Origin of the sequence: Streptomyces solicavernae, from assembly GCF_029968095.1 — a bacterium.
Classification (GTDB): Bacteria; Actinomycetota; Actinomycetes; order Streptomycetales; family Streptomycetaceae; genus Streptomyces; species Streptomyces solicavernae.
Window position 1 is genome coordinate 16,575 of sequence record NZ_JASCIR010000010.1, and the last position, 21,278, is coordinate 37,852.

Below are 21,278 nucleotides of genomic sequence, written 5' to 3' on the forward strand. Positions count from 1 at the left end.
AGCGTGAAGCGAGGCCCTAAGCTGCCGGGCATGCTGAAAGTGGGTTTGACCGGCGGAATCGGCTCGGGCAAGAGCGAGGTGTCCCGGCTCCTCGTCTCGTACGGCGCGGTCCTGATCGACGCCGACAGGATCGCGCGCGAGGTCGTGGAACCGGGGACCGACGGGCTGGCGGCGGTCGTCGAGGCCTTCGGGCCCGGGATCCTCGCCGCCGACGGCAGCCTCGACCGGCCCCGGCTCGGCTCCGTCGTCTTCGCCGACCCGGACCGTCTCGCCGTCCTCAACGGCATCGTGCACCCGCTGGTGGGCGCACGCTCCGCCGAGCTGGAGGCCGCCGCCGACAAGGACTCCGTGGTCGTACACGATGTGCCGCTGCTCACCGAGAACGGCCTGGCGCCGCTGTACGACCTGGTGATCGTCGTGGACGCGTCCCCCGAGACCCAGCTCGACCGGCTCGTACGGCTGCGCGGCATGACCGAGGAGGACGCCCGCGCGCGGATGGCGGCGCAGGCCACGCGCGAGAAGCGCCTGGAGATCGCCGACATCGTGATCGACAACGACGGCCCCCTCGACGCGCTCGCACCCCAGGTCCGCACCGTGTGGGAGGACCTCGCGCACCGCGCCGCCGCGAGCGGCGCCTGAGGGCACGGCGTGCTCGTCCTGGCGGTGCTGACCGCCCTCGGCGGCCTCGTCGCGTTCCTCGCCGGCGGCTACGGACTGCACCGGACCCGGCGCCTGGAGGAGTCGGTCCAGTCGGTGGACGCGCTGGTCAAGCCGCCGCAGCCGGGCGCGGACCGGCCGCGGATGCAGTTCGGGACCGCGGACGGCCAGGTCGTGGAGATCGCCTCCCCGGTGCGCCGGACCCGCCGCAGGCCGCTGCGGGACGGCAGCGAGCTGCGGATCGCGTACGACGCCGACGACCCGCGCGAGATCGTGCTTCTCAGCCGGGACCGGGTCCGCGTCGACCAGGCGTTCATGGTCGCCGGGGCGGCGCTGGTGGTGCTGGGCGCGGTGCTGGTGGTGCGGGCCGTCTGACGCGCGGAATGCCGTCGAGCGGCGGAATACCGTCTGCGCACGGGGCGTTGAAACTGTGCAGTGAGGGAAGGACGCAGTCGTGCCCGAAAGCATCGGTCCCAACGGCGGATCCGGCGGTGGCGGTTCCGTCGGCCGCAACGCCGAGACGCATGTCATCGACTTCCGCGCGGCCGAGCAGCTGCTCGCCGCGCGCGATCCGCGGGGCGCGGTCAAGCTGCTCGACGAGGTGATCGCCGCCCACCCCGAGAACACCGCGGCCCGGCTGCTGCGCGCCCGCGCGTTCTTCGCCTCCGCCCAACTCCGCGCCGCCGAGCTGGAGTTCTCCGTCGTCCTGGAGCGCGAACCGGACAACGCCTTCGCCCACTTCGCCCTGGCCCGTACGTACGAACGCGCCAACCGGCCCGGCCAGGCCCGCCGCCACTTCCGTCTCGCCGCAGCGCTCGATCCGCAGCCGGAGTACGTGGCGGCGGCCCGGTTCGACGGGTAGGCCCGTTACCGCGGTCCCGGCCCCGCCGGTCCCGCTGGACCCGGTGCGCCGGTCGCGGGGCGTTGTCAGTGGTGGCGCCTACGGTGGAGGCAGTCGGGTCACGAGCGCGCCGCACGGCCGCCGCGTGGCCGCGATGTGCGGGCGTGTCACGGGGAGGCGCCCACGGGGGAAGGGCGCAGTTCATGGGATCCACATCGGCCTGGCTGATCACCGCTCATGACGATGCCTTCGTGGCGGCGCCGGCCCCATGGATGCGTCCCCATATCGAGGCGGCCGCAAGCGATCCGGAGGCCGAGCGACGCTGGGCCCGTTGGGCGCGGGCCGCGCCGTGCCGCCCAACTCCCGGGCTGGTGCGGGAACTTCCTCCTTGGTTCCCGGCGCGAGGCGGCCGCTGCGGGGCTCGGCCTGTGCGGGCTGGCCGTGCGCGTGTACTGAGGCGCCGCGGGCCTGGCCGTGCCGGTGCCGGGCGGGCGCGTCAGGCCCGGCCCGGGTGGGGTGGCCTCGGGCTGCCGTGATCCGGTTCGTACGGGGGGACGTCGCGGCCCGGCTGGTAGTGGGGGCCCTGATGGATGTGGCGGAGAACCATCGTCATGTCGACGGTGACGATCAGCCACAGCACGCCGCAGGCCGCCGCCCAGCCGGGGCGGCCCGCCAGGGCGAAGGCGATGGTGCCCGCTGTCGCCCAGATCAGGCCCCACAGGCTGAGCCAGAACCGCATACGGAGCGGACTGCGCGCAGTCACCGGTTCACTGCCCGTGCGCATCGGAGTCATCTCCCGCTGCTGTCGCTGCTGTGCTGCTCTCTCCAGGATCCTCCCGGGGGCGGACCTGCGGTAGTCGGCGGGGCGGAGGGGGAGTCGGCGACGGCCGAGGGGCGTCGGCCGTCGGCCGAGGCGGGGCCGTGCGGCGCCGTCGAGCGGGCCGGGTGGAACCGTAACGACCTTGTGTTGTCGCGCTCCTGACATGGTGTCGAATTCATGGCACGCTGCCCCGTGCACCCACCACCCCCAACGAAGGAGAACGCAGCGTGAGACGCAGCCTTCGAATACCCCACAGGGCCATGAGTGCCGTCGCAGCGACCGGTGCCCTCGTCGCCGGAATGCTGCTGCAGACCGGCTCCGCCTCCGCCTCCGCAGCCCCCTCGGCGGAGGACTTCTGGACGGCCGAGCGGATGCGGGCCGCCGAGCCGCTCGACCTGCTGCCCGTGAGCCCCGGCGACCTGAGCAAGGTCAAGGAAGGGGTCGAGAAGCTGGTCCCGCCGACCGGGCTGCCCGGCGCCGAGGCCTTCCCCGAGCAGGGCGGTCCGTGGACCGGCGGAGGCAAGGTCACCAGCACCGCGGGCCGAGTCTTCTTCACGTACCAAGGCCGCCAGGCCTCCTGCTCCGGCAACGCCGTGACCAGCGCGAACAAGTCCACGGTCCTCACCGCAGGGCACTGCGTGAAGATGGACGGCGCCTGGCACACCAACTGGGTCTTCGTCCCCGGCTACAACGACGGCCAGGCGCCGCACGGCAAGTGGACGGCAGCCAAGACCCTGTCCACGCCGCAGTGGACCGCGAGCGAGGACATCAACTACGACGTCGGCGCGGCGGTCGTGAACCCGCTCGACGGCAAGAAGCTCACCGATGTCGTCGGCGCCCAGGGCGTGGCCTTCAACTCCGGCTACAACAAGAAGATGTACGCCTTCGGCTGGCCGGCCGCAGATCCGTACGACGGCTCCGAGCTGATCCACTGCAGCGGAAACTCCATCAGGGACTTCCTGCTGTCCAACGACCACGGTCTGTCCTGCGACATGACCGGCGGGTCCAGCGGCGGCCCCTGGTTCCAGGACTTCGACGAATCCACCGGAACCGGCCTGCAGGCCTCGGTGAACAGCTTCGGCTACAACTTCCTGCCGGGCTATATGTTCGGCCCCTACTTCGGGGAGGACGCGAAGAACCTGTACGAGAAGGCGCAGGCGAGCTGAGCCCACGCCTTTGACCACACCCGCAACACGGCCCCGCACCCGCCCGGTGCGGGGCCGTCGCCACGAACGGGTGATGCCTGTGGGGGGCGGGAACTGCCTTGCTGTGCCTGCCCGTTGAGCCGGTATGAGCGAAGTGAAGCGCGAGGGGTATTCGGGTACGGGACCGGGGGCGATCACGCCGGACGGCTGCGCGGTCGAGCTGTACGCGCGACTCAAGGCCAGTGCGGAGCCGGATGTGATCGAGGGCGCCGTGCCGCCGGGCGCCCGCCTGCTCGAACTGGGCTGCGGCGCCGGGCGGATGACGCGCCCGCTGACCGAGCGCGGCTTCACGGTGACCGCGGTCGACGAGTCGGCGGAGATGCTGGCGCATGTGGAGGGCCTGCCGGGCGTGGCCCGTGCGGTGCGCAGCCCCATCGAGGCGCTGGACGGGGGAGCGCTCGGGCAGCGGTTCGACGTCGTGCTGCTCGCCTCCTTCCTCGTGCACGCCGCCGACCCCGAGGTGAGAGACGGAATACTCCGCGCCTGCCGCAGCCATGTGACCGACGACGGCTGCGTCCTGATCCAGCGCGAGGGCGCCGACTACCACACGAACCTGCCGAGAGAACGCTTCGACCCCGCCGGGTACACGGTCCGCTTTGTGTCGTCCACGCCGCTCGGGGACGGGGTCAACTCCGTGCACGCGCAGTACATATGGCCGGATGCCACCTGGACGCAGACCTTCCGGGCACGGGTGCTGAGCCGCGAGGAGTTCGAGGCCCACCTGGCGGGCGCCGGGCTCGCCGTGGACCGGTACCTGACCGGCGACGGGACGTGGGTGCGGGCCCGCCCGCTCGCCGCGGCCTGACGTGGGGCAGGGGGTGGTCGTGCGGGCGGTGTCGGACGGGGCGGAGACGGGTTCCAGGGCTGCTCGCCGGACGGGGTGGGGGCTACTCGCCGGACGGAGGCTGCCCGAAGCCCCGCAACCGCTCCATCTCCCGTCGGTCCCGCTTCGTCGGGCGGCCCGCGCCGCGGTCGCGTACGCCTGCGGGGGCCGTCGCCTCGCGGGGCGGGGGCGGAGGGCTGTTGTCCACGTAGCACTCCACCGCGACCGGGGCGCCGACGCGCTTGCGGATGACGCGCTTCACCACGACCACCCGGTCCCGGCCCGCGTACCGCAGCCGCACCTCGTCGCCCGCCTTCACCGCGTGCGCGGGCTTGACCCGGTCGCCGTTGACGCGGACGTGGCCGGCGCGGCAGGCGGTGGCCGCCGCCGAGCGGGTCTTGATCAGGCGTACCGACCAGATCCAGCTGTCGACGCGGACGCTGCCGCCCTCCTGCGGCTGCGTCGCCGGGCGCTGCGGGTCGGGCCGGTCGGGCTGCGAAGTCATGCCCGCACTGTAGTGCTCGCCAGGGTGCCTACGCCGCCGAGATTCCGGGCCGCCGGTACGCCGAGATTTCGGAGTCGCCGTACGCCGAGATTTCCGGGCTGCCGGTACGTACCGTGGGGACATGCCGGACGCGCACGCGCACACCTCCACCGCCCCCGTCGCCCTGGTCACCGGCGGCAATCGCGGCATCGGCCGCGAGGTCTGCCGACAGCTCGCGGGGCTCGACCACGTCGTGCTGCTCACCGCCCGCTCCGCCAAGGCGGCCGAGAAGGCGGCGGCCGAACTCGGGCCGTCCGTCGTGCCCCTGAAGCTCGACGTGACCGCCGAGGACGACCGGCAGCGGGTCGCCCGTGAGGTCGGGGAGCGCTTCGGGCGGCTCGACGTCCTGGTCAACAACGCGGCCATCGCGTACGACACCTGGCAGCGTGCCGTCAGCGCCGATCTGGACGTGGTGAGGGAGGCCGCCGAGACCAATCTGTACGGGCCGTGGCGGCTGACGCAGACGCTGCTTCCGCTGCTGCGGGCCAGTCGGGGCGGGCGGGTGGTGAACGTGTCGAGCGGGGCGGCGTCGCTGGCCGACATGGGCGCGGGCACCCCCGCGTACGCGACCACCAAGGTCGCCCTGAACGCCCTCACGCGGATGCTCGCCGCCGAGCTGCGGGCGGACGGCATCCTGGTCAACTCGGTCTGCCCGGGCTGGGTGGACACGGACATGGGCGGTCCCGGCGGGCGGCCCGTCGCGGACGGCGCGGCCGGGATTGTCTGGGCCGCGACCCTGCCCGGCGGCGGCCCGACCGGCGGGTTCTTCCGCGACGGGGTGCGGGTGGAGTGGTGAGCGACCCACCGGCGAAGGGCCGACCGGCGAAGGGCCCACCGGCGTACGGCGCCCCGGCGCAGGGGCCATCGGGGCACGGCGCACCGGCGTACGGCTCATCGGGACCCCGCCCACCGGCGAACGCCCCACCGGCGAACGCCCCACCGCCGCACGCCCCGTCGGGACCCCGCCCACCGGCGAACGCCCCACCGCCGCACGCCCCGTCGGGACCCCGCCCACCGGCGAACGCCCCACCGGCGCCCGCCCCACCCACGTACGGCCCGGCAGGGCCCTTCGGGGCGTACGGGGACCTGGCCTCGCTCGACCGCGCGATCGTCGGTTGCCGTCGCTGCCCCCGCCTCGTCGCCTGGCGTGAGGAGGTCGCCCGTACGAAAAGGGCCGCGTTCACCGACGAGACGTACTGGGGCCGGCCGGTGCCCGGGTTCGGGCCGGCGGACGCCGCCCTGCTGATCGTCGGCCTCGCGCCCGCCGCGCACGGCGGCAACCGCACCGGGCGGATGTTCACCGGCGACCGCTCCGGCGACGTGCTCTACCAGGCCCTGTACGACATCGGCCTCGCCTCGCAGCCGGCCGCGACCGGCGTCGACGACGGGCTGACCCTGCACGGCGTGCGGGTCACCGCGCCCGTGCACTGCGCCCCGCCCGCCAACCGGCCGACCCCGCAGGAGCGGGACGACTGCCGCCCGTGGCTGGTGGACGAGGTGCGGCTGCTCGCGCCCACGCTGCGCGCGGCGGTCCTGCTGGGCGCCTTCGGCTGGCAGGCGGCGCTGCCCGCGTTCGCCGAGGCCGGGTGGGAGGTGCCCCGGCCGCGGCCCGCCTTCGCGCACGGCGCGCGTACGACCCTGCGGGGCGCGCCCGGCGACCTTGACCTGTTCGGCTGCTTCCACGTCAGCCGGCGCAACACCTTCACCGGGCGGCTGACGCCCGCGATGCTCCGTGAGGTCCTCCGGGAGGCGGCGACGGCGGCCGGACTCCCCGTACGCCCGGAATGACCCGCAGTCGTAGCGAACGCCGCGCAGCAGTCCAGCTAGGCAAAAGCCGTATAACAGCCGGACTGCGCAAAACGTGCAGCGAGCCTAACTTGGGCGGGGTGACAGACACCGCTGACCGCCCGCGCGCCGCAGCCGCAGCTCACGCCGGTCCCGGCGCCGCCGCGTACCGCAATCTGATCGTGGCCACCGTCGGTTTCACCTTGACCTTCTGGGCCTGGAACCTGATCTCGCCGCTCGGTGGCGACTACAAGGAGCGGCTGGGTCTGAGCTCCTTCCAGCAGTCGCTGCTCGTCGCCGTGCCCGTGCTCGTCGGCTCGATCGGCCGCATCCCGGTGGGCGCGCTCACCGACCGCTACGGTGCCCGCCGGATGTTCCCGCTGGTCACGGCGGGCACCATCGTGCCGGTGCTGCTGCTGATCCCGGCGCGGGACTCCTACGCCGCGCTGATCGGCGTCGGCTTTCTGCTCGGGCTCGGCGGCACGACGTTCGCGATCGGGGTGCCGCTGGTCAACTCCTGGTTCCCGCCCGCCAAACGGGGCTTCGCGATCGGCGTCTTCGGCATGGGCATGGGCGGCGTAGCGCTCTCCGGCTACTTCACGCCGCGCATCGCGCAGCACGGCGAGAACCTGCCGTTCCTGGTGGTGGCCGTGGCCCTCGCCGTGTTCGCGGTGGTGGGCGCGCTCCTGATCACCGACCGCCCCGACCGGCCGGTGCCCACCGCCTCGCTCTCCGCCCGCCTCGGCTCGGCCGGACGGCTGCGGGTGACCTGGGAACTGTCCGCGCTGTACGCGGTCGGCTTCGGCGGCGTCGTCGCGTTCGGCGTGTACCTGCCGACGTACCTGAAGACCTGGTACGAGCTGTCGCCCACCGACGCCGGCACCCGCGCGGCCGGGTTCGCCCTGGTCACCGTCGTGTTCCGGCCGGTCGGCGGCTGGCTCTCGGACCGCGTGCACCCGGCGCTGGTCACCGCCGGCTCGCTCGTCCTCGTCGCTCTGCTCGCGATCCTGCAGGCCTTCGACCCGTCGCTCCTGCCGATGGGCACGGTCTGCCTGCTCGGTATGGCCGCCGGGCTCGGCGCGGCGAGCGGCAGCGTGTTCGCGATGGTCGCGCAGGTCACGCCGCAGCCGCAGGTCGGCTCGGTCACCGGCATCGTGGGCGCGGTCGGCGGCCTCGGCGGATTTGTCCCGCCGCTGGTCATGGGCGCGATCTACAGCGCCAAGGACTCGTACTCGATCGGCTTCATGCTGCTGTCCGACCTGGCGCTCGCGGGGTGCGTGTACGCGTACGGGCGGATGCGGTCGGTGCGGCCGGACTGAGCCCCGGGCGCGGTGCCGGTCAGTCCTCGGGCACGACCGCCGTCGCCGTGATCTCCACCAGCTGCCCCGGACAGCCGAGCGTACTCACGCCGATCAAGGTCGAGGAGTGCGGCCCCGAGGCGCCGGTGGCCAGGCCCGACTCCTCCACGACCTGCCACACCTCGGAGAGCGGACCGGGGCCGTCCGCGACCACGTACACATCGGTGTACGCGACGAGGGGGAGCTCGCTGCCGACCGCCTTCAGCTGCTCCTCCAGGTTGGCGATCACCTGCCGGGCCTGCGCGACATGGTCCCCCGGGCCGACCAGGACCCCCGCCGCGTCGAGCGGCATCGACCCGGCGAGGAACGCGAGCCGCGTGCCCGCCTCGACGACGGACGCGTGGGTGTAGCGGGGCGGGGCGAAGAGCGTGGGGACGACGGTGCGCCTGATCGCGGTTGCGGCCTCCTGGATGCCTGCCGACGTGCCTGCGGGGACTGCCGATCGGATCATGTACGGGAGGGACTACCCCTCGCACCCGAATTTCGCCGGGAGCCCCGGCTCAGGCATGGAGGCTGAGCCAGGAGGGGCGTACGCGCGGGAAGATCGTGCTTACGGTCTGAGCCCCGGGCGGTCCGGCCGGGTGCCGTTGACGCGGATGCCGCCGATCGCCCTGCGGGCTCGTCCTCAAGCTCCGCAGGCTACCGCTGGGAGGTGCCCCCCAGACGGGCTGGTGTTTCGCGTCGGTGTCGGCCGGCCGGATCTCACGCCCCCAGGTGTGCCAGCAGCCCCGGTGCGCCTTGGTACTCCCGCTCCTCCGGCAACAGCTCCCGTGCCGCGTCCAGTTGGCCTTCCCGTACGAGCGCGTGCACGGCGCGGGCGGTCCCGGTGACGTCGGTGACGGAGACGATCCACTCGTCCGCGTACCGCCGCGTCGCCTCCCCGGCCAGGCCCAGCTGGAGGGAGCGGTACGGCAGCGGCTGCAGGCGGAGGTCACGCTCGGGGTCCCACTGCACCCGCGCGGGCGCCGACCGCAGCTGGGCGCGCCAGGCGGCGTGGTCGGCGTGCAGATCCCGGTCGTAGTGCGAGAGGCAGGCGTTGCGCAGGGCCCACTCGAAGCCCCTGCGTGTGATCTCCACGGCGAGCACGGTCTGCTGGCCGTCCTTGGTGGCCCAGCCGCAGCGGTACATCATCCACAGGAACGACGGCTTGACCCAGGTCATCCGGCCCCGCTTCCACCCGGCGGGGAAGCGGCCGTCGCGGGCGGCGGGGACACCGATCGCGGGGGAGTAGGCCTGGTAGACGGTGATGGTGTCGGCGGTGTGGCGGGCGCGGACGCGGTGGGCGGAGGGTGCAGCGATCCTCGTCGTCGCTTTCTGGTCATGCTGACTCATGAGAGCAGTGTGCAGGGCGAACTGCTTTGGACACCACGGATTTTCCGCCCGCGTGAGGCGTAAGGCGCGAGGCGCGAGGCGCGAGGCGTAAGGCGTAAGGCCTGAGGCGTGCGGCGCGAGGCGGGGGCGGGCCGGGGAGACCTCCCCCGGCCCGCCCTCACGCACGGGTGCCCGGGCCTACTTGCCCGCGCCGGGCTTCGGCAGTCCGCAGCCCTCCGCTGTCAGGTCGATCTTGCTGCCCGCGCCCACGCACGGCACCATCTGGTACGTCTGCTGTGCGTAGTTGATGCCCTTGCGGACCGTGACCTCGCCGTTCTCGTCGACCTCGCACGGGTTGTTGACCGTGCACTCCTCGCCGCTCTCGTTGCCCGTGTTGTTCACGGCGACCACCTTGCCGGTGGCGTCGTCCACGACCGGGGAGCCCGAGGTGCCGCCTATCGTCTTGCAGGCGGGGGTGTAGCGGACCGAGTCCTTCCAGGTCCAGTCGCCCTCCTTGAGGGTGGGCACGAACCCGTCGATGTCGCAGCTGTACGTCCTCTTCCAGTACCCGGAGACGACCGTGATCGCGGTGCCCGCCTTCGGGTGCTCCGCGTTCAGCTCCAGGGCCTTGATCCCGTACTCGCTCTCGATCTCCTCGTACGTGGAGGTGAGTTCGTACAGCGACAGGTCCGTGTCGGTCATCGTGCCGTAGGCCAGCTTGCTCGCCTTCAGCGTGCCGACCTCGCCGCCCGAGGCGTCGAGCAGGTCGAAGGTGCGGCTCGACGGCTGGTCCACGAGGACCTCGCCGGGGCCGGGCATCCCGCCCTCCAGACAGTGCCCGTTGGACATCACCAGGGCCGGGTCGCCGGGCTCGGCGTCGGGGGTGCGGACGACCGAGCCGGAACAGTTGCTCAGCGCCACCGTGCCGGCGAAGTCCACGGCCTTCGGCCGCTTCTTCGCCTTGCCGAGTGCCTGGCCGAGCGCCTGGTCGATCACCTGGTCGACTTCCGAGCCGAGCGCCTTGCCGAACGTGCTGCTGCCGAGCGCCTTGCCGAACGTGCTGCTGCCGGCCGCCTTGCCGGGCGTGGCGGCCGCGCCGTCCTGGGCCACGGCGGGCGCGGCGCCCGCCCCGGCCAGCAGGAGCGCTGCCGCGAACGCGCCGACGAGAGGTTTCTTCATGTGGGGGTCCCCTCCGTCGCCGAGAGCCTTGGTGCCCTCGGCTTTTGTCATGCGCATTCTTATGGGGTGAGCGCTCTGCGGACAACAGTGCGCGCCTGCCGGACAGTTGGTTGACTCGTACCGGCTTCCGGGTCAGAGTCACGCGGTGGAGATCAGTGAGCTGACGGGCAGTGAGCGGCGCGTGTGGGAGGCGTTTGCGCGCGGGGACCGGGTCGACCTCGCCGACGAACCGGAGGAGGGGCGGGTCCTGCGCGCCGCCGTGCTGCGCGCCCTGCTCCTCGGCGAGCACCGGCGCGACGGTGAGGTGCCGGGTCTGCACGTCGACCACGCCCGCGTCACCGGACAACTCGACCTGGCGCACGCCGTGGTGGACTGCGCGGTCAGCCTGCGCACCTGCGTGTTCGAGGAGCCGCCCCAGTTGTACGGCGCCCAGTTCCGCCGGTTCAGCCTCCGCGGCTCCACCCTGCCCGCGCTCTACGCGGCCACCCTCCGGGTCGACGGCACGCTCACCCTCGCCCACTGCCGCGTCCGCGGGCCGGTGCGTCTCGCCGGGGCCCGGATAGCCGGTGCGGTCTTCCTCACCCGCGCCGAACTCGGGCTACCGGGGCGGGAGTCGGGCGAACCCGTGCTCCAGCTCAACCAGGTGGCGGTCGGCGACGATCTGTGGGCCCTCGGAATCGTGGTGCACGGCGAGGCCAGGCTCCTCGGCGCCAACGTCACCGGCGCGGTGAAGCTCGACGACGCCCACCTCGACCACCCCGGCGGCGACGCCCTGTACGCCAAGACCCTCACCGTCGGCTCCGACCTGCACGGCATGCGGCTGCGGGCGAGCGGGCGGGTCAACCTGCGCGGGGTGCGCGTCCCCGGGCAGATCAACTTCGCGTACGCGCGGTTCGCCAACCCCGGCGGCACGGCGCTGCGCGTCAGCAGCGCCGTCGTCGGCGAGCTGTGGCTGCGCGAGGCGCCCCGGATCGAGGGCGAAGTGACGCTGCGCCGCTCGCAGATGGAGCTGCTGCACATAGCCCCGGAGAGCTACCCGGACAGCGTCCTCCTCGACGGCCTCGTCTACACCACCCTCTCCCCGCACCAGCCCGCCGAGCGCCGGCTGGCCCTCCTGGAGCGGGAGTCGGAGGGGTACGTTCCGCACGCCTACGAGCAGCTGGCCACCGCCTACCGCCGGGTCGGCGACGACTCGGCCGCCCGTACCGTGCAACTCGCCAAGCAGCGCCGGCACCGCGCCACCCTGCCGGTCTACGCCCGGGCCTGGGGGCATCTGCAGGACTTCACCGTGGGCTACGGTTTCCGGCCCGTGCGGGCGGCCGGCTGGCTCGCGTCCTTGCTGCTCGTGGGGACGGTCGCGTTCGCCCTGGACACCCCGCGCGCGCTCAAGCCGGAGGAGTCACCGCCGTTCAACGCGTTCGCGTACGCCCTCGACCTGCTGCTGCCCATCGTCGACCTCGGCCAGGAGAAGGCGTACGCGCCGGACGGCGGGGCGCAGTGGCTCGCGTACGGCCTGATCATCACCGGCTGGGTGTTCGCCACGACGATCGCGGCGGGCGTGACTCGGACGATCAGCCGACAGTGAGCGGCGTGGGCCCGCCCCGCGAGGGATGATCCGGGCATGAGCCGAGATTCCGCCGATGCCGCCGGAGCCCTGCGCACCCACAGCGCCGCGGGCCGCTGGGTGCTCCTGACCACCGTCCTCGGCTCCGCGATGGCGCTGCTCGACTCGACGGTCGTGAACGTCGCTCTGCCCCGCATGGGCGCGGACCTCGACGCCGATCTGGCCGCGCTGCAGTGGACCGTCAACGCGTACATGCTGACCCTCGCCGGGCTGATCCTGCTCGGCGGTGCGCTCGGCGACCGGTTCGGGCGGCGGAAGGTGTTCGTGCTCGGCGTGGTCTGGTTCGCGGCGGCCTCGCTGCTGTGCGGGCTCGCCCCGAACGCGGGCGTCCTGATCGCCGCGCGGGCCCTGCAGGGCGTCGGCGGCGCGCTGCTCACGCCCGGCTCGCTCGCCCTGATCCAGGCCTCCTTCCACCCCGACGACCGGGCCAGAGCGGTCGGCGTGTGGTCCGGGCTCGGCGGGGTCGGCGCGGCCGTCGGGCCGTTCCTCGGCGGCTGGCTGGTCGACGGGCCCGGCTGGCGCTGGGTGTTCCTGCTCAACGTCCCGCTCGCCGCGGTGTGCGTGCCGGTCGCACTGCGCCACGTACCGGAGTCGGCGGGCGGCGAGGAGGCCCGCGCGCACTCCTTCGACGTGCTCGGCGCGGCCCTCGGCGCCCTCGCGCTCGCCCTGCTCACCTACGCCCTGATCGCCGCCCCCGACGGCGCCGCCTCCCCGGCCGTGCTCGGCTCCGCCGTCGCCGGACTCGTCCTGGCCTGGCTGTTCGTCAGGGTCGAGCGGCGCCGCCCCGAGCCGATGCTGCCGCCGTCGCTGTTCCGGGCCCGCCTGTTCACCTCCGTCAACGTCGTCACCCTCTGCGTGTACGGGGCGTTCGGCGGCTTCTTCTTCCTGGCCGCGCTCCAGCTCCAGGTCGTCGCGGGCTACTCGGCCCTCGGCGCCGGGACCGCGCTGCTCCCGACGACGGTCCTGATGCTGCTGCTCTCCGCCCGCTCCGGCGACCTGGCCCAGCGGACCGGGCCGCGCCTGCCGCTGACCGTCGGGCCGTTGCTGTGCGCCGCGGGGATGCTCCTGATGCTGCGGGTCGACGGGGCGCACGCCTCGTATTTCTCCGCCGTGCTGCCCGCCGTCGTCGTGCTCGGGCTCGGCATGGTCACGCTCGTCGCCCCGCTCACCTCGACCGTCCTCGCCTCGGTCGACACCGCGTACGCCGGGCTCGCCAGCGGGGTCAACAACGCGGCCGCCCGCGCCGCCGGGCTCGTCACCGTGGCGGCGCTGCCGCTCCTGGTGGGCATGGGGCCTGAGGCGTACCGCTCGGCGGCGGAGTTCGGGGGCGCGTTCCGGCGCGCGATGCCGCTGTGCGCCGGGCTGCTCGCCCTGGGCGCCGTCGTCGCGTGGTGGACGGTACGGGCGCCGGAGGCGGAGCGCGCGGAGCGCTGCCATCCGGAGTGCCGCACGAACTGCGCGGTCGCGGCGCCGCCCCTGGAGCCGCCGGAGGCTGCGGGCGAGGCGGGCGAGGCGGGCGAGGCGGGCGAGGCGGGCGAGGCGGAGAGGTGACGGGGGAGGCGGGGGAGTCGACGGGCGAGGCGGGGGCCTCCTGACCCCTTGACCGTGGCCCGACAGCCGCTATGGTCTAGACCCAAGGTCTAGACCAAGGAAGAGCGTGAACTCCCGTTGCGGGCCGCCGAGTCGGCGCCCTGACGGCCCGTCGGGCTGCGCACCTTCACGCTCCTTCGCCTCCCCCCACCGAGCGGGAGGCGCCGTACGCCAAAAGCGTGCGGCGCCTCCCTGCACTTCGCAGTGAAGGAGTAGCCATGCAGAGGAACCGGAAGCTGGCCTTCGCCCTGGGCGCGGGCATCGCCCCGCTCGTCGCCCTGACCCTGTCCACCGGCACCGCCAGCGCGCACGGGTACGTCAACTCGCCGCCCAGCAGGCAGGCCCAGTGCGCCGCGGAAACCGTCCCGTGCGGCGCGATCAAGTACGAGCCGCAGAGCGTGGAGGGCCCGAAGGGCCTGAAGAGCTGCAGCGGCGGCAACGAGGGTTTCGCCGAGCTGGACGACGACAGCAAGGGCTGGGTCGTCACCCCGGTCGGCAGCTCCCAGGACTTCACCTGGAAGCTGACCGCCCGGCACGCCACGAGTACGTGGGAGTACTACGTCGGCGGCAGCAAGGTCGCGGAGTTCGACGACGGCGGCGCCAGGCCCGGCGAGACGGTCACGCACAACGTGAACTTCGGCGGGATCAGCGGCAAGCAGAAGGTGCTCGCGGTGTGGAACATCGCCGACACGTCGAACGCGTTCTATGCGTGCATCGACGTCAACATCGGCGGCTGAGCTCGTCCCCAAACGCCGGAGGGGCTTGAATTCAGCCCCTCCGGCGTTTGGGGCGGGGGCCCCTGGTCGAGCGGAGCCGAGAGCTTGGCCAGGGGACCGGGGACCGGGGGCGGGGGCGTCCCCCCGGCAAACTCACTCCCGCGGCCGCACCACCCGCAGCCGGGGCGACGAGCCCTGTGCGGCGCTCGCGCCGGGCGGTGCCGCGGTCGCTGCCCGCCGTCGGCCCGGCACGTCGCTCCTCGGGTGCAGGATCAACGTCAGCCTGGTCAGTCCGCGTTCGCGCAGCGTGCCCGGGGTGTCCGTGACGATCCGGCACGTGGTGCTGCCCCAGGCCGGATCCGGGTGCCGCAGCGGTCGTACCGCGCCGTCGTGGTCGAGCGCGGCCGGGCCCACGCTGTGCATCCAGCGGGGCAGGCCCTGCTGGTAGGCGGCGTTCATCAGCGGGTCGCGGGCGATGTCCTCGCGGATGCCGCGCAATGTGGCGTCCTGCCCGTACGCGTCCAGGGCCGCCGAGAACTGGGCGAGCAGCGGCAGGCACCAGCGGGTCTCGTGCTCGCACAGCACCGTCCCCGCGTCCGGGTGGAAGAGGACGAACCGCAGCAGATTCTCGCCCGGCATTGCCCCGGGCACCTCCCGCACGTCCCGGAAGAGGCTCTCGTACGCGGGGCTCGCGGCCAGGACGTTCCAGGCCTGGTCGAAGAGGAGCGACGGGTGCGGTGTGGCCGCGATCAGCGCGGTGTAGTCGCGGAGGTAGGACCGCAGCCCCAACTCGCGCTCCGCGGAGGACGGTTGGGCCGGGACGGCACCGTGGGGCCAGGACTTCAGGGGGCCGGGGGATCCGGACGCCGGGTCATTCGCCATCGAGATCATTCGTCATCGAGACGCTGTCCCTCCCGTGGAGTGAGACCTTCCGTACGCGGGCCCGCGGGGCGTCTGCCGCTGCGCGACCCTGGGCCGGTCCGCGGTGCTCCCCGCCCGGCGTGACCGACCCCTACGTACTTTGTTGAAGGCGATACTCCTTGTCCCGCAGACCGCATGTCAATGATCGTGGCATTTCCTGCCCGAGGCCGATGGCTTTGCGCCACAGCTGTGGCAGACCTTGGCCGGGGCGCGGCGGACCGACTAGCCTCCGGGCAGCCCCGGTTGCTGTCCGAAGCCGGTACGGCACAGGGGTCAGGGCTCCCGAGTGCGCCCCGAACAAGGGGAGTTCGCCGAGGTCAGCGCCTCGTGAGGGGGTCTGGCGCAGGCAACTGGGCAGCCCGGCACAACAGTTGGCCGAATCGGATGCGACACCCTGGACGACTCAGACGTTCAGGACCTAGACGCCAGAGACTCAGACACCCAGATGCCCTAGAGACTCAGACACCCAGACGACGCAGAGACTCAGACACCCCGACGACGCAGAGACTCAGACACCCAGACGACGCAGACGCCTGGACGTTCCAGCCGCCCCCCGACGTAGGAGACCCACCGGTGACAGATGACTTCTCGGTTCCCGGCCCGGCAGCCGCCGGACCGCTCGCCGTGGTGGTCGCCCGTGTCGCCGAGCTCGCCGACCGGCTCGGCGTGCCCCGTGGTGAGGTCTTCCGGCCCCCGAAGCTGTCCGCGGAGTCCGGGGTGCCCGTCGCGGTCGTCGAGGACCTGCTCGCCGGGCGGCCCGCGGGCGAGGCCGATCTGCAGGCCCGCTTCCTGCAGCGCTTCGCCCTGCTGCGCAAGACCCGCCTCAAGCCCGACGGGCGCCGCTACACCCAGCAGGAGATCGCCGACGGCGCGGGCATGTCCCGCCAGCAGGCCGGCGCCCTCATCAACGGCGACCGGCGCCCCACCATGGAGCACTGCGCCGCCATCCAGCGGTTCTTCAAGGTGCACGCCGGGTTCCTCACCGCCGAGGACGCCGACGCGCTGACCGGTGCGCTGCGCCGCGTCGAGGAGGAGTTGCGCCAGCGCCAGGCCGTCCGGCCGCCGCAACGGGGTGCGTCGCCCGCCCCGGCCGCGCCCGCCGGACCGCTTCCCTCCGCCTCCGGTACGGACCCGGTGACGGCAACGGTGCCCGCGGCCGCGGGGGACGTGGCCGAGGATGCCCCCGACGACCCGTTGCAGCGGCTGCTGCAGGACCACGGGGTGCGGGGCATCGCCTGGCGCGCCGCCCAACTGCCCACCGACAAGCACCGGGACACGGTCACGGAATGGCTGGACATGCTCCTTGAGAACGTGCGGCGGTCGGAGTCCTGATGGCCGGGAGCGAGGCACGAGCAGCCGTCGGGACAGCCGAGGCGCGGGCAGCCGTGGGGACAGCCGAGTCACGGGCAGCCGTGGGGACAGCCGAGGCGCGGGGAGAACCGTGGGGATAGCCAAGGACCAGCGCAGGCTCTGCGCCGACCTGCTCGCCGGAGTCGAGTCGGCCGCGCCCGCCCGCCCCCAGGACCTGCACGCGGCGCTCTGCGAGGCGATGAGCCGGCGCCGCGGCCGCCCCGTACGGCTGCGCACCGCCTCGTTCCCGCCCGGCACCGCCAGCGGACTGTGGCTCGACATGGCCGACCAGGACCTGATCGTGATCGAGGAACGCACCGCCCCCGACCATCAACTCGTCATCCTGGGCCATGAGTTGTGGCACATGGAGGCCGGGCACGCCGGGCACCACGTGGAGGGCGCGGGCGTCGCGGCCCGACTGCTGGCCGACGAGGCCGACCTGCGGGCCACGGTCCTCAAGGTGGCGGCCCGCACGCACTTCGACCACGACGACGAGAGCGACGCGGAGAGCTTCGGCCTGCTCCTCGCCAGCCGGTGCCGCGTCTGGCTCACCGGCACCGACCCGGCGGGCCCGGCGGGCCGCGACCGCCTCATCGGCCGCATCGAGGCGTCGCTGGGCTACCGACGCCCGCGCGGCTGAGGCGTGCGGGCCTGCGTACGTCTGCGGGGGTTCGGGGGCGGAGCCTTTGCGGTGCGGACCGGGGCAGCCCTCGCTGCGGGGCTCGGGCCCGGTCGATCAGTGGATCAGCCCCTTCGCCGCCCCGCGAGCACCTTCCGCGCCGCCGCATGTGCCCCCACCGCGGCGACCCCCGCCAGCCCCAGGCTCAGCGCCGCGTCCCTGGCGGTCGTCGGCCGCAGCACCCCGGCCCGGCGCAGCCGCCCCCGCGCCCACAGCGTGAACGGCACCACGAGCAGCGGCGAGGTGGCGGAGCCGGGGGTGTAGCCGCGGGCCACGGCGGCCTGGGCGAAGCGCCGCCGCAGCTCCGGCACCCGCGTCCGGGTCCAGCGCGGCACCGTCGCCAGCTCCTCCAGGTCGTGCAGCAGCCAGGCGGCGAACAGGCCGAGGGCGACGGCGGCGTGCGGGCCGGTGTTCGGGTCGGCGTGCGGGCCGGTCTTCGGGGCGGCGTGCAGGTCGGCGGGCGGGCGCGCGTCAGGCGTGCGGTCCATGCCGCGCAGTCAACCACGGTCCTGTGACCGCGCGTTCAGAAATCGACGCTCAACCGGTCGTCGAGCCGCGCCACCGCCTCCTGCCCGTACGCGCGGACGTACGCCGCCCGGATCGCCTCCACCTGCGGATCCCGCTGCGCCGCCGCGGCCGCCGGGTACAGCAGCACCAGCTCGTACGACCGCTCCCGCTCCACCGTGCCCCGCGCGTCCCGCCACTGGCCGCGGCCGGTGTGCACGGTCAGGCCCTCCGGGAATCGCGGGGTCACCTCGCGGTCCACGAAGGCCATGAACTGCCGGTCCGTCACATCCGGTCCGCCATCGGGACGTTCGGTGCCGAACAGCAGCCGGGTCTCGACGTACGCGTCTCCGCGCGTGCCTGCCGTGGCTGTCGGCCGCGCGTCGAGGGAGGCGTAGGCGGCGGGCGCGCCCACCGTGAGGGTCGTCAACGCGGCGGCGGCGAGGGCGAGTCGGGTACGGGCGGACGCGGTGCGGGGCATGCGGATCCCTTGGTCGGAGGGGAACGGGGACCGGCCGCGCGAGCTGCCGCCCGGCGTCCGGCGCCGCTCACTATGGCAAGGAGATCTCCCGAGTTGTCCGTTACACGCCGCTCGGCCACACGCCGCTCGGCCACACGCCGCTCGGCCACACGCCGCTCGGCTGCACACCGCACGGCCGTACGCAATCCCCTCTACCTTGGCGGGATGACCGCGACCGACCCCGCAGCAGGACACCCGCAGGCCCCCGCCGACCTCGTCGTCACCGGCTGCACCGCGCTCGTGCACGACCCGGAGGGAAACGTCGGCTTCGCCGCGGACCGCGCGATCGTCGTACGCGGCGGCGTCATCGCCGCCCTCACCTCCAGCGCCGGGGCCGCCCGCCTGCCCGCCGCCGAACGGCTCGACGCGCGCGGACAGCTCGCCCTGCCCGGCCTGGTCAACTGCCATACGCACAGCCCGATGGTGGCCCTGCGCGGCATCGCCGAGGACCTGCCCGTCGAGGAGTGGTTCAACGACTGGATCTGGCCGATCGAGTCCAATCTGACGGAGCGCGACGTGGAGCTCGGGGCGCGGCTCGCCTGCGCCGAGATGATCCGCGGCGGCGTGACCTGCTTCGCGGACCACTACTTCGCGATGGAGTCGGTGGCCGCGGCCGTCACCGACAGCGGCCTGCGCGCGCACCTCGGCGCGGCCTACTTCTCCTCCCAGGGCCCCGAGGGCCGCGCCCGCTCCCTGGAGTTCGCCCTCGACCACCGGGGCGCCGCCGACGGCCGCATCACCACCTGCCTCGCCCCGCACGCCCCGTACACCGTGACCGACGCGGACCTCGCCGCCACCGCTCAACTCGCCCTGGAGCACGGCCTGTCCGTGCACCTCCACGCCGCAGAGAACCGCGACCAGACCGAGGCGAGCGTCGCCCGCACCGGCCGTACGCCCATCGAGACCCTGCAGCGCGCCGGTCTCCTCGACGAGGGCGTCGAACTGCTGATCGCGCACGCCACCGGCCTGGCCGAGCGCGACCTCGACGTGCTCGGGGCGGCCCGCGGCCGGGTCGCCGTGGCGAGCGCGCCGCGCGGCTATCTGAAGTTCGCCTGGGACACCACACCCGTACGCGCCCTCGCCGGGCTGGGCATCCCCGTCGGCCTCGCCACGGACGGCGCCGCCTCCAACAACACCCTCGACGTGTGGGAGTCGATGACGCTGACCGCGCTCGTGCAGAAGCAGTCCACGGGCGACCCTGCCTGGCTCACCGCCCGTCAGGCCCTGCACCACGCGACCCTGCAGAGCGCCCGCGCCGTCGGCCTCGGCGACACCGTCGGCTCTCTCGCGCCGGGGCATCGAGCCGACCTGATCCTCGTCGACCTGAGCGGCCCGCACACCCGTCCCGTGCACGACCTGGCGGCGACACTGGTGCACAGCGCGCGCTCCGCCGACGTCACCACGACGATCGTCGACGGCCGGGTGCTGATGCGCGACCGCGAGCTGCGCACCCTGGATGTGGACCGGATCGCGGCCCAGCTGGAGGAAAGGCTGCCGGAGTTGACCCGCCGCGCACCCGGAAGGCGGATCCAGGACTACCGGCACTGAAGGGCGCCGCTCAACGCGGGGCCGTGGGCGAGGCTCAACGCAGGCCGTGCGCGCCGCTCAACGCGGGCCGTGCGCGCCGCTCAACGCGGGCCGTGCGCGCCGCTCAACGCGGGCCGTGCGCGCCGCTCAACACGCCGTGCGCGCCGCTCAACGCCGGGTCGTGCGCGAGGCCGCAGCCGTGCGCTCCGTCGTACGCATCCACAGCGGGACGGTGCCCGTGATCCGGCACACCGTCAGGTACAGCGGGATCGGCGGGGTGTAGGGCGCCGTGCCCTCGGGGCGGTGGACGAGGCGGGGCGCGCTCGGCCCGGCCGGGACCCGCGCGCCCGTCGCGTACCGCAGCGGAACCGGCCAGTCCAGGGAGACCGAGGAGCCCGACGGCACGATCCACCACCAGCGGGCGCCGTCCGCGTACACACAGCCCGTCCGGGGCAGCCGGGCCCGCACCTGGCGCCCGTACTCCTCGGGCATGCCCACCGCGTCGCAGCCGAGCGGGGTCGTCATGCCCTCGGGCAGCTCCAGTAACACGTCCTGGGGGACGCGCGCCAGCGAGGCGAGCGTCGTCATCGTCAGTACGCGCACGGAGCCACCGCCGTCCCCGAGCGGGCCGCCGCGGTCACCTGGTCGGCCCCGGTCACCTGGTCGGTCGCGGTCCCCTGGGCAGCCGTGGTCACCCGGGCGGTCGCGGTCACCTGGGCAGCCGAGGTCGCCCGGACCGCTGGGGCCACCCCGGCCGCCGTGGCCGTCCGGTCTCCTGTGGTCTCCCGGGCCGCGCCGCCGTCGGCCCGGGTCACGCGGCCGCCGCCCCGGCCGACCGCGGCAGTTCGGCCCAGACCCGCAGGCCGAGCCCGTCCTCCTGCGCGCCCCAGGCGGTGCTCACCGCTGACACGAGCAGCAGTCCGCGGCCGTGGTCCTCGTCGCCGGAGCGCGCCGGGTGCGGGTGGGGGCCGCCGTCCTGGCCGGGGCCCTCGTCGCGGACCACTATCCGGACATGCCCCGCGACCGGGTCGTCGGTGAGGTCGCAGACGATCAGCCGGCTCACCGTGTGCACGAGGGCGTTGGTGACCAGCTCGGAGACGACGAGCGCCGCCGTGTCACAGGTGTCGTCGCAGATCGCGAAGTTCGAGAGGTGCTCGCGCGTCAGGCGCCTGGCCCGCGCCACCGAATCGGGGCGTGCGGCCAGCTCGAAACGGCAGCGGCGGTCGCCGAAGGGCGCCCCGGCAGGGGACTGCACAGTCTGGGTCTTACCGAGTGCCACGGCCGGTTCCTAACGGGGCGGACGAGTTCACGCCTGCCACTATCT

At 73.8% G+C, this 21,278-nt stretch carries 25 protein-coding genes; 14 read left to right on the forward strand and 11 right to left on the reverse strand.

Annotation, left to right across the window (positions count from 1 at the left end; all coding sequences use genetic code 11):
* Nucleotides 1-30: 30 nt before the first annotated feature.
* The 3 genes from coaE to QIS99_RS14115 all read left to right on the forward strand — a co-directional run bounded on the left by coaE (nucleotide 31) and on the right by QIS99_RS14115 (nucleotide 1,519).
* Nucleotides 31-639 carry a dephospho-CoA kinase gene (gene coaE, locus QIS99_RS14105; RefSeq protein WP_282513623.1) on the forward strand — a complete coding sequence of 203 codons (609 nt, stop codon included), beginning with the start codon at nucleotides 31-33 and terminating at the stop codon, nucleotides 637-639.
* Nucleotides 640-648: 9 nt separating this feature from the next.
* The gene (locus QIS99_RS14110) at nucleotides 649-1,032 is read left to right on the forward strand and encodes a DUF3592 domain-containing protein (protein WP_282513625.1); all 384 of its coding nucleotides are present in this window, start codon (nucleotides 649-651) and stop codon (nucleotides 1,030-1,032) included.
* A gap of 91 nt (nucleotides 1,033-1,123) precedes the next feature.
* Nucleotides 1,124-1,519, forward strand: coding sequence for a tetratricopeptide repeat protein (locus QIS99_RS14115; protein WP_282513811.1), 396 nt, complete (start codon nucleotides 1,124-1,126; stop codon nucleotides 1,517-1,519).
* A gap of 475 nt (nucleotides 1,520-1,994) precedes the next feature.
* On the opposite strand, the gene QIS99_RS14120 is transcribed toward QIS99_RS14115, so the two are convergent.
* Complete coding sequence (locus QIS99_RS14120) at nucleotides 1,995-2,291, reverse strand: DUF6343 family protein (RefSeq protein WP_282513627.1); 297 nt, start codon at nucleotides 2,289-2,291, stop codon at nucleotides 1,995-1,997.
* 287 nt (nucleotides 2,292-2,578) lie between these two features.
* Here QIS99_RS14120 and QIS99_RS14125 point away from each other — a divergent pair, with 287 nt between their 5' ends.
* Both QIS99_RS14125 and QIS99_RS14130 read left to right on the forward strand, forming a co-directional pair.
* Nucleotides 2,579-3,484: a trypsin-like serine peptidase gene (locus QIS99_RS14125; RefSeq protein WP_349017297.1), complete on the forward strand. Its 906-nt coding sequence runs from the start codon at nucleotides 2,579-2,581 to the stop codon at nucleotides 3,482-3,484.
* Between the two features lie 124 nt (nucleotides 3,485-3,608).
* Nucleotides 3,609-4,328, forward strand: a complete 720-nt coding sequence (locus QIS99_RS14130; protein WP_282513628.1) for a class I SAM-dependent methyltransferase — start codon at nucleotides 3,609-3,611, stop codon at nucleotides 4,326-4,328.
* A gap of 82 nt (nucleotides 4,329-4,410) precedes the next feature.
* On the opposite strand, the gene QIS99_RS14135 is transcribed toward QIS99_RS14130, so the two are convergent.
* Nucleotides 4,411-4,851, reverse strand: a complete 441-nt coding sequence (locus QIS99_RS14135) for an RNA-binding S4 domain-containing protein (RefSeq protein WP_282513629.1) — start codon at nucleotides 4,849-4,851, stop codon at nucleotides 4,411-4,413.
* Nucleotides 4,852-4,972: 121 nt separating this feature from the next.
* Here QIS99_RS14135 and QIS99_RS14140 point away from each other — a divergent pair, with 121 nt between their 5' ends.
* From QIS99_RS14140 to QIS99_RS14150, 3 genes are all read left to right on the forward strand, one after another.
* Nucleotides 4,973-5,686: an SDR family NAD(P)-dependent oxidoreductase gene (locus tag QIS99_RS14140; protein WP_282513630.1), complete on the forward strand. Its 714-nt coding sequence runs from the start codon at nucleotides 4,973-4,975 to the stop codon at nucleotides 5,684-5,686.
* 290 nt (nucleotides 5,687-5,976) lie between these two features.
* On the forward strand, nucleotides 5,977-6,678 hold the full coding sequence (locus QIS99_RS14145) for a uracil-DNA glycosylase (RefSeq protein ID WP_282513813.1): 702 nt from the start codon (nucleotides 5,977-5,979) through the stop codon (nucleotides 6,676-6,678).
* A 98-nt stretch (nucleotides 6,679-6,776) separates the two neighbouring features.
* A complete protein-coding gene (locus QIS99_RS14150) occupies nucleotides 6,777-7,994 on the forward strand; it encodes an MFS transporter (RefSeq protein WP_282513631.1) in 1,218 nt (405 codons plus the stop codon).
* A gap of 19 nt (nucleotides 7,995-8,013) precedes the next feature.
* On the opposite strand, the gene QIS99_RS14155 is transcribed toward QIS99_RS14150, so the two are convergent.
* From QIS99_RS14155 to QIS99_RS14165, 3 genes are all read right to left on the reverse strand, one after another.
* Entirely contained in the window at nucleotides 8,014-8,484 is a 471-nt protein-coding gene (locus QIS99_RS14155; RefSeq protein WP_282513632.1) for a RidA family protein, read from the reverse strand.
* A gap of 251 nt (nucleotides 8,485-8,735) precedes the next feature.
* Entirely contained in the window at nucleotides 8,736-9,365 is a 630-nt protein-coding gene (locus QIS99_RS14160) for a DUF4291 domain-containing protein (RefSeq protein ID WP_282513633.1), read from the reverse strand.
* Between the two features lie 177 nt (nucleotides 9,366-9,542).
* Nucleotides 9,543-10,523 (reverse strand): S1 family peptidase, encoded by a 981-nt coding sequence (locus QIS99_RS14165; RefSeq protein ID WP_282513634.1) that lies wholly within the window; start codon nucleotides 10,521-10,523, stop codon nucleotides 9,543-9,545.
* Between the two features lie 145 nt (nucleotides 10,524-10,668).
* Here QIS99_RS14165 and QIS99_RS14170 point away from each other — a divergent pair, with 145 nt between their 5' ends.
* The 3 genes from QIS99_RS14170 to QIS99_RS14180 all read left to right on the forward strand — a co-directional run bounded on the left by QIS99_RS14170 (nucleotide 10,669) and on the right by QIS99_RS14180 (nucleotide 14,474).
* A complete protein-coding gene (locus QIS99_RS14170; protein ID WP_282513635.1) occupies nucleotides 10,669-12,108 on the forward strand; it encodes a membrane-associated oxidoreductase in 1,440 nt (479 codons plus the stop codon).
* A 36-nt stretch (nucleotides 12,109-12,144) separates the two neighbouring features.
* Nucleotides 12,145-13,698: an MFS transporter gene (locus QIS99_RS14175; protein ID WP_282513636.1), complete on the forward strand. Its 1,554-nt coding sequence runs from the start codon at nucleotides 12,145-12,147 to the stop codon at nucleotides 13,696-13,698.
* 257 nt (nucleotides 13,699-13,955) lie between these two features.
* Nucleotides 13,956-14,474, forward strand: a complete 519-nt coding sequence (locus QIS99_RS14180) for a lytic polysaccharide monooxygenase auxiliary activity family 9 protein (RefSeq protein WP_282513637.1) — start codon at nucleotides 13,956-13,958, stop codon at nucleotides 14,472-14,474.
* 132 nt (nucleotides 14,475-14,606) lie between these two features.
* Here QIS99_RS14180 and QIS99_RS14185 read toward each other — a convergent pair whose 3' ends face one another.
* Nucleotides 14,607-15,335, reverse strand: coding sequence for an MmyB family transcriptional regulator (locus QIS99_RS14185; protein WP_282513638.1), 729 nt, complete (start codon nucleotides 15,333-15,335; stop codon nucleotides 14,607-14,609).
* A gap of 612 nt (nucleotides 15,336-15,947) precedes the next feature.
* On the opposite strand from QIS99_RS14185, the gene QIS99_RS14190 reads away from it, so the two are divergent.
* Both QIS99_RS14190 and QIS99_RS14195 read left to right on the forward strand, forming a co-directional pair.
* Complete coding sequence (locus QIS99_RS14190) at nucleotides 15,948-16,706, forward strand: helix-turn-helix domain-containing protein (RefSeq protein WP_282513639.1); 759 nt, start codon at nucleotides 15,948-15,950, stop codon at nucleotides 16,704-16,706.
* 109 nt (nucleotides 16,707-16,815) lie between these two features.
* Nucleotides 16,816-17,364 carry a toxin-antitoxin system, toxin component gene (locus QIS99_RS14195; protein WP_282513640.1) on the forward strand — a complete coding sequence of 183 codons (549 nt, stop codon included), beginning with the start codon at nucleotides 16,816-16,818 and terminating at the stop codon, nucleotides 17,362-17,364.
* A gap of 104 nt (nucleotides 17,365-17,468) precedes the next feature.
* On the opposite strand, the gene QIS99_RS14200 is transcribed toward QIS99_RS14195, so the two are convergent.
* Both QIS99_RS14200 and QIS99_RS14205 read right to left on the reverse strand, forming a co-directional pair.
* Nucleotides 17,469-17,891, reverse strand: a complete 423-nt coding sequence (locus QIS99_RS14200) for an HXXEE domain-containing protein (RefSeq protein WP_282513641.1) — start codon at nucleotides 17,889-17,891, stop codon at nucleotides 17,469-17,471.
* A 35-nt stretch (nucleotides 17,892-17,926) separates the two neighbouring features.
* Nucleotides 17,927-18,388: a DUF3574 domain-containing protein gene (locus tag QIS99_RS14205; RefSeq protein WP_282513642.1), complete on the reverse strand. Its 462-nt coding sequence runs from the start codon at nucleotides 18,386-18,388 to the stop codon at nucleotides 17,927-17,929.
* A gap of 204 nt (nucleotides 18,389-18,592) precedes the next feature.
* Here QIS99_RS14205 and QIS99_RS14210 point away from each other — a divergent pair, with 204 nt between their 5' ends.
* Nucleotides 18,593-19,975, forward strand: coding sequence for an amidohydrolase (locus tag QIS99_RS14210; protein ID WP_282513644.1), 1,383 nt, complete (start codon nucleotides 18,593-18,595; stop codon nucleotides 19,973-19,975).
* A 147-nt stretch (nucleotides 19,976-20,122) separates the two neighbouring features.
* Here the strand turns inward: QIS99_RS14210 and QIS99_RS14215 are convergent, their stop codons facing one another.
* From QIS99_RS14215 to QIS99_RS14225, 3 genes are all read right to left on the reverse strand, one after another.
* Entirely contained in the window at nucleotides 20,123-20,542 is a 420-nt protein-coding gene (locus QIS99_RS14215; protein WP_282513814.1) for a hypothetical protein, read from the reverse strand.
* 2 nt (nucleotides 20,543-20,544) lie between these two features.
* Nucleotides 20,545-20,667, reverse strand: coding sequence for a hypothetical protein (locus QIS99_RS14220; protein ID WP_282513645.1), 123 nt, complete (start codon nucleotides 20,665-20,667; stop codon nucleotides 20,545-20,547).
* 98 nt (nucleotides 20,668-20,765) lie between these two features.
* Nucleotides 20,766-21,233, reverse strand: a complete 468-nt coding sequence (locus tag QIS99_RS14225) for an ATP-binding protein (protein ID WP_349017298.1) — start codon at nucleotides 21,231-21,233, stop codon at nucleotides 20,766-20,768.
* Between the last annotated feature and the right edge of the window lie 45 nt (nucleotides 21,234-21,278).